The sequence below is a fragment of the Patescibacteria group bacterium genome (genome assembly GCA_035549555.1).
Lineage (GTDB): Bacteria > Patescibacteriota > Microgenomatia > UBA8517 > UBA8517 > Co84-156.
Map to the genome: position 1 here is coordinate 1 of DASZQR010000012.1, position 6,403 is coordinate 6,403.

The window sequence follows — 6,403 nt, forward strand, 5'->3', positions numbered from 1 at the left end:
ATATTTTTTGAAACAAATTTAATTGGAGTTGATTATGAAAGGTTTAAAAGAAAGTATAAAAACGCCACAAAAAGTTTCAATAACACCAAAAGAATTGCTGGCAGAGCAGAACTATCGAGGTGAAGCACTGGTTGCTTCTAGGGCCTGTCGTCACACGCACCCCACTATGTCGTCCCGCGGCTTGTCCGCGGGATCCAGTTAAATGCAGATTTCTTCGTATAAATCTCGCCATGTTGGATTAAATTGTTCAATGATGTTTATTTTCCATTTCCTGCACCAATTTTTAAATCGTCTTTCGCGTCATGGCAGCTTCCATGATATCTTGATGCATTTCATAATAAACCAATTGATGAACTTTATACTTAGCTGTAAATCCAGGAATAACCTTATTTTTATGCTCCCATACTCTTTTTATTAAATTTGTTGTTGAACCAACATATAAGGTTCCATTTCGGCGACTTGCCAAAATATAAACAAAAGACTCTCCCATAAACATCTCCTCAAATTATGTATCATTCATGATTGATATAAATTTGCGATATTTAATGGTTAAAATAAAGTTTGTAAATACAGTAATTAAATCGTGAAAATCTTCAACTAACAAAAATTCCATATCTGCTTCTTCAGATAAAACTCGAAAAATTCTGTCAAAAATACCTGCTCTTGACCAACGAGAAAATCTGCGGTGGACACTTTTCCAATGGCTATATCTTTCGGGTAAATCTCGCCATGGTGCACCTGTTTTAAATATCCAAAGAACACCATTAATAAAAAGTCTGTTATCTTGAGCAGTAACACCTACATGTCCTTCGCGTCCGGGCAGCATGTTTTCTATTTTTTTAAACTGTTCATCAGTCAGTTCATGACGTCGCATCCATCCAGGCGGCTCCTTGTAAAAAATACAAGGATAACTGATAGGTCTATAGTAGATGAAGTTTTTCCTGGATCCCGCGGACAAGCCGCGGGACGACGTAGTGAGGTGCGTGTGACGACAGGCCCTAGTTGCTGGCGCGAAATTCACCTTCATAAAAACGTTGTCATTCCCGCGAAGGCGGGAACCTATCCTTAACAGGCACTCAAGTCTTTTAAAGAACTATTGACTTCATTTTGTTAAAATTAATGAATATTACTGCCATGGATGGATTCCCGCCTTCGCGGGAATGACATAAGTTTTTTGAATTTTTAATAATAAACTACTTAGTCGAACGTTAAAAACCCAGTTTTAGATTTTTAAAAATGGGTTTTTAACGTTCGACTAATTAAAACGCGCAGGTCGGATGGTATCCCGTCAAGGTCGAGTAGAAAAATATATTTAGGCTATGTTAGCTTGCACAGAAACTACATGTTTTCTGCGGCTGTAACGTTGAAGAAAAGATTCCACGTAGTCAATTGCTAGTTGAGCAGGTGAATCATTACCCATTTCTTCCAATAATTGAATCGCAAGATAGTTGAAATATTGCGTCTTAGACATATTATCCGGTTTAGGGGCATTTTTCAGTGCCACAGCATAATGGTTAATCAACTCCTGTTCCGTGTAAAGATTTTGAGGCTTATCTTTACCTTCGCTGCTAATATTACTAATAATCCCTTTTATTTTTTCTGCGCTAAGCGGTTTGCAAAAAACTTCATCAATTCCAGCAGCACGACACTGAGCTATAGTATGCTCATTTACGTTGATAGTAACCGCAACAATGGGTTGCTTTATTTTTTGCTTCCTTCCTATCTCTGCAGCTAATTCATAACCTGTCTTATCAGGTAGTAAAATATCCAATAAAATTAGATCATAGGAGTTATGTAGTAATATAGCCGTTGCTTCTTCAGCATTTTCGACAGTGTGGACTATGCAGTCCATGTCCAGCAGTATTTTTTTATGAAAATGTTGCGCTATCCGATCATCTTCCACAACAAGAACTTGCAACTTGTCTGTTTTAGAAAATGTGGGTTTTGAAGTCTGATTATGTTTTATGGGTTCAATCTCAGAGGCAAGACTGTTTGAGGCTTCAGCACTGCTGAAGCCATTAACGATTTTTTTGAATTTAACAAGAGTGATGTTTTTTCCTGGAACATCTTGTGTGACGCAACCAAAATTGAATAATAGTTCTTTAGCCTCCTCAGCTATCTGTTTTTCATTGAACTTGGTTAGCAAGTGGGTTCGCAGCATTTAATATTTTACCTGAGTTAGCTAATTAAAGTTTTTTTGTCTATCTATAATCACAATGTTTTAAGCTGCTTTTTTTAAAGAAAGTTTTATCGATTTTCTATTGCTATAGCGCTTAACATTCGCCTCAACCGCATCAATTTCGACTTGTGATGGGAAAGAGTTGCCAGTCTTTTCAAGGATTCTAATAGCTACACAAGTTAAATAAAGAGATTGGCTCATGTCTTCAGATTTTGGCTCTTCTTTAAGTACCTGCTTATAAAGATCAAACAAAATACAGTCTAATGCCAAACGATATTGATTCTTTGGCTTAAATTTAATAATTCTCATTTACCACCTCACACAGTTAGGTTTTCAGTGTTCTTGCTTAAGGAGAGCTTAAGCAGCAATAAAAGCATTCTACATTATAGCAAAACTCTTGTAAAGTTATTATTGATATACTAGTAAAATGCAATCTAGTATAGGGATAACTTTACGATACCAAGAGTTTAAATCTAGCAGTTGGGAATCTTGTGATTTGCTTATAAGGAATTAAATTATAAATATGTTTATAATCAATGTTTTATTTAACAAGCTAGGAGATGCTTTTTTAAATTTCTTATTGTTTTCATGTTATATTTTGACAAAAAAACAATATTTTGCTTGTAATTTTTTCAAAATTGAGAGATTTTATTGTTGAATATTATCTGAGCAATTTAGTAAAAAACTAATTTTTCTCGACATATTACTGGTAATATGACAAAATTAATCAACTTATTGGGCGATATACATATGACTAAATCTCACAAGATAAAGACTGATGACCCTTGGCATTTAACACAGAGTGATATCGGGATAAAAGTGACTAATTTCGAGTTACAGTTGTGGCGTGTTTTTTACGGTTTTATTCGATGGCAAGAAGAATGCGAAAGGGGTGTTAACAATACTGGACTGACTGCTAACGAAATAGCAGTATTACATATCATACGCATGAAAGAACGACCAAAAACAATTTATGATATAGGGCGATTACTTAATCGTGATGACACCTTCAATATTCACTATAGTATTCGCAAGCTTTTAAAAATGGGGCTAATTAAAAAAACAAAATCAGATCAAGCTGGTAAAAAAACTTTTGCTTATCAAACATCAGATGCCGGTACTAAAAATACTGATACTTTTACAGAGATGAGAAATCACATCTTACTTGAAATGTATAGCCAGGAAAAAGAATTGAATCTAGTTGAACTAGCTAAAGCTTTATCAAAAGTAAATGCGCTTTATGATGAAGCCGATAGAGCTGTAGCTTCATATACAAAACCACCCGCAGAAGAATAAGAGTCTATTTTCCTATCAATAAAATCATAAAAATATAAACCAAATTTCAATACTAAACATGGGACAGGTAACATGGCAGAAAGAACAGTCGCGATAATTGGTGCAGGACAAGCAGGTCTTTTACTTGGAATTGGGTTATTAAAATCCAATAAAAAGTATAGTGTTTCTATTTTCACAAATAAATCAGCAGAACAGATCCTTCAGGGTGGGATTATGTCGAGTCAGGGTATGTTCGATTCTTCCCTCCAAGTTGAAAGAGAACTTGGTATAAATTTTTGGGATACACTCTGCCCTCAAAATAAATCCGTAACTTTTACTCTAGTTAATCCAGAGACAATAAAAAAAGAAATTTACTTCCAGGGGAAAACAACTAAACCTTATCAATCAATAGATCAACGGTTAAAATTTTCACGCTGGATGGATGAATTTGAGAAGCTTTCCGGAAAAATTCATATTCAAAATACAGATACACAAGAATTAAATAGAATTACTAAAGAGCATGAACTTACCATCGTAGCAACCGGCAAGGGTGAAATCAGCAGCATATTTCCAATAAATCATTCACGATCACCTTTTGATAAACCACAACGTGCTTTAGCTTGTATCTATGTGCAAGGTGCTATTCCTGCAGATTCACTAGGTGTACGCGCGCATATCATTCCAGGAATAGGGGAATATTTCACAATGCCAGGCCTAACACTGAATGGCCATTGTGAAATGATGCTATTTGAAGGTATTTTTGGAAATGCATTCGACTGTTGGGAAGGCTTAACCAATCCAGAAGAACGATTGGAAAAGGCACTCAATCTTTTAAAAAATTACTTACCTTGGGAAGCAGAGCGTTTTCAAAACACCAAGCTAACAGATAACCGTGGAACACTTACAGGCTCTTATACCCCTTTAGTGAAGCTTCCTATTTCAAAATTACCTTGCGGCAAATCCGTTTTAGGGTTGGGTGATGCTGTTGTACTTAATGACCCAATTGCGGGACAAGGAGCAAACAGCGCAGCTAAATCAGCAAGTATCTATCTTAAAAGTATTTTAGACCGTGGTCAGGCTCCATTTGATGAGTCCTGGATGACAAAAACATTTGAGCTAAGCTGGAAATTACATGCGCAGTGGGCAACCCAATGGACATATAATCTATTGATGCCGCCACCACCTCACATAATTGAGCTTTTTAAAGCAGCTTCACATTCCCAGAAGATTGCAAAAATTCTGGCAGATGGCTTTGATAACCCCGCCACTTTATTCCCCTGGATTATGCGCTCAGAGGAAACTTTTAAAGTAATACATAATGAGGAAAAACAACCGGAAAAATTAGCATAAGGATTCCAATAATCTATGAATTTTTAACTTAGAGAGAGGTCTGATAGCTATGATAAATTACGAAAATGGATTATTTGAGAAGAATAAATACTTTGCTAATCAATTTAGAAACAGTCCATTTATTCAGTTCATTCAGAGTGAACAAATGGCTGAATCATCTACACGAGAACTATTATTAGATTGCGTCCAAGTTTTATCAAATTATTTCCAAAAAGTAGTTATGTTACGCAACGTTTTTTGCGATGACTCACAATTTATGAATATAACCATTGAACACTTGCAAGAAGAGCTGGGGCATAATTTATTGCTGCATAAAGACAGAAATGAACGACCGCCCGTGTGGGACCCAATTCTGGAAGCAACCTGCAGCTGGTTTGCCTGGAAAATGTTTACTTTGAATGATGAGCAAAAAACGCTACTAATACATCTTGTCCTTGAAACAAGCGCAAACATCTTTTTCCCAATAGCAAAAACTGCTTTATGCAAATATCGAAGAATACAATACCTACAAATCCATGATATAGATGAAAAACATGAACAAATGGGTAAAGAGCTTTTAGTAAAAGATATTTCTCCCGAAAAATTAGAAAGGCTATTTCTAGTACAGCAGCAAGGCTGGGACATATTGAACGCTACCTGCAATCGAATATTAAGCCTAACCGCTGATAACCACCCACCGTTAAGCAATTAAATCATCCCCATAGAAAAGTACGCGGTTCAGCACCATATGGTGCTGAACCGTGTACTACGGCCGGAAGGATTACATTTATTAGCCTCTCAGTATGGTTTAATACTTTGGTTTTTGCGCCAATTATAAGACTAAAGAGTCGAACGTTAAAAACTCATTTTTAAAAATCTAAAACTGGGTTTTTATCTTGAAGCGTCTAAAAAAGTTGCAAAACCTTCCTGCCCAAAATAGCCAAAAAAATCCTCAACCAACGGAGGATTAGCTTAAAGTTATAACCAGCACCTACCATTAACGCATTGATGGCATCTCCTAGCTTGCCATACAAATAGTTTCGGCCTAAATGCCCTTCATTTTTGAATGGCGCATGTTAATAATGCTTTCTAATTGGGAACGAAACAGATCGTCTAGTGGAGTTTTTTTAGCATTTTTGGCTTCATTGGCCCACCTCTTTTCTTTTAGATTTTGCAAGGTTTTGGAAGCCAATGCTTCAAAACCTTGCAAAATTATATAAAAAAGAAGACTATTTAGAATAGATTTTTTCGAGAAAAACTACTTAATTAGGGGTTTTTAACGTTCGACTAGCTTTGATGATACTTTTCTGTTCAGCCTCTTGAAATAATTGCACAGCTTGTTTTGCATTTCTCTTTACACCTTTTACAATCTCAGATTTTTCAATCCGCAATAATGATTTTCTGTAGTTACTTTCTTATCTATAGTCATAAATTACCGCTAAAAATATGTGTAAATTATTAATCAAAACCTTCTCTCTTAAGGCAGAAAGAAATGAATAATCTCCGCGAATTTTCTATTGCGCAATAAAAACATTGATCTGTTTAAGAATATAATCCACATAAGCTTCAGTAATAATTTTGCCTTTTTCTCGAGTTGCTAAAGTAGGATCACCCCAGGCG

Annotated in this window: 7 protein-coding genes and 2 pseudogenes; 3 read left to right on the forward strand and 6 right to left on the reverse strand. The window is 35.7% G+C overall.

Going from position 1 to position 6,403, the window contains the following annotated elements:
• Positions 1 to 198 precede the first annotated feature (198 nt).
• The 4 genes and pseudogenes from VG895_05550 to VG895_05565 form a co-directional block, all read right to left on the reverse strand.
• A pseudogene (locus VG895_05550) lies at positions 199 to 490 on the reverse strand (GIY-YIG nuclease family protein).
• Between the two features lie 15 nt (positions 491 to 505).
• Complete coding sequence (locus VG895_05555; protein ID HWA52482.1) at positions 506 to 874, reverse strand: IS5 family transposase; 369 nt, start codon at positions 872 to 874, stop codon at positions 506 to 508.
• A 438-nt stretch (positions 875 to 1,312) separates the two neighbouring features.
• A complete protein-coding gene (locus VG895_05560; protein HWA52483.1) occupies positions 1,313 to 2,161 on the reverse strand; it encodes a response regulator in 849 nt (282 codons plus the stop codon).
• Between the two features lie 60 nt (positions 2,162 to 2,221).
• On the reverse strand, positions 2,222 to 2,488 hold the full coding sequence (locus VG895_05565; protein HWA52484.1) for a hypothetical protein: 267 nt from the start codon (positions 2,486 to 2,488) through the stop codon (positions 2,222 to 2,224).
• Positions 2,489 to 2,893: 405 nt separating this feature from the next.
• Between VG895_05565 and VG895_05570 the strand changes: the two genes are divergently transcribed.
• The 3 genes from VG895_05570 to VG895_05580 all read left to right on the forward strand — a co-directional run bounded on the left by VG895_05570 (position 2,894) and on the right by VG895_05580 (position 5,495).
• On the forward strand, positions 2,894 to 3,475 hold the full coding sequence (locus tag VG895_05570) for a winged helix DNA-binding protein (protein HWA52485.1): 582 nt from the start codon (positions 2,894 to 2,896) through the stop codon (positions 3,473 to 3,475).
• 72 nt (positions 3,476 to 3,547) lie between these two features.
• Positions 3,548 to 4,804: a styrene monooxygenase/indole monooxygenase family protein gene (locus VG895_05575; GenBank protein ID HWA52486.1), complete on the forward strand. Its 1,257-nt coding sequence runs from the start codon at positions 3,548 to 3,550 to the stop codon at positions 4,802 to 4,804.
• A 145-nt stretch (positions 4,805 to 4,949) separates the two neighbouring features.
• Positions 4,950 to 5,495, forward strand: coding sequence for a hypothetical protein (locus VG895_05580; protein ID HWA52487.1), 546 nt, complete (start codon positions 4,950 to 4,952; stop codon positions 5,493 to 5,495).
• Between the two features lie 193 nt (positions 5,496 to 5,688).
• Here the strand turns inward: VG895_05580 and VG895_05585 are convergent.
• Together VG895_05585 and VG895_05590 are read right to left on the reverse strand one after the other, a co-directional pair.
• Positions 5,689 to 5,847 (reverse strand): annotated as a pseudogene (locus tag VG895_05585) (IS5/IS1182 family transposase).
• Positions 5,829 to 5,993 (reverse strand): hypothetical protein, encoded by a 165-nt coding sequence (locus VG895_05590; GenBank protein ID HWA52488.1) that lies wholly within the window; start codon positions 5,991 to 5,993, stop codon positions 5,829 to 5,831. Before VG895_05590 ends, VG895_05585 begins: the two are co-directional and overlap by 19 nt.
• Positions 5,994 to 6,403 lie beyond the last annotated feature (410 nt).

What these genes read in the sequence shown, in the direction of transcription:
- VG895_05555 (HWA52482.1), bottom strand. Translation starts at nt 874, where the DNA reads ATGCGACGTCATGAACTGACTGATGAACAGTTTAAAAAAATAGAAAAC.
- VG895_05560 (HWA52483.1), bottom strand. Translation starts at nt 2,161, where the DNA reads ATGCTGCGAACCCACTTGCTAACCAAGTTCAATGAAAAACAGATAGCT.
- VG895_05565 (HWA52484.1), bottom strand. Translation starts at nt 2,488, where the DNA reads ATGAGAATTATTAAATTTAAGCCAAAGAATCAATATCGTTTGGCATTA.
- VG895_05570 (HWA52485.1), top strand. Translation starts at nt 2,894, where the DNA reads ATGACAAAATTAATCAACTTATTGGGCGATATACATATGACTAAATCT.
- VG895_05575 (HWA52486.1), top strand. Translation starts at nt 3,548, where the DNA reads ATGGCAGAAAGAACAGTCGCGATAATTGGTGCAGGACAAGCAGGTCTT.
- VG895_05580 (HWA52487.1), top strand. Translation starts at nt 4,950, where the DNA reads ATGGCTGAATCATCTACACGAGAACTATTATTAGATTGCGTCCAAGTT.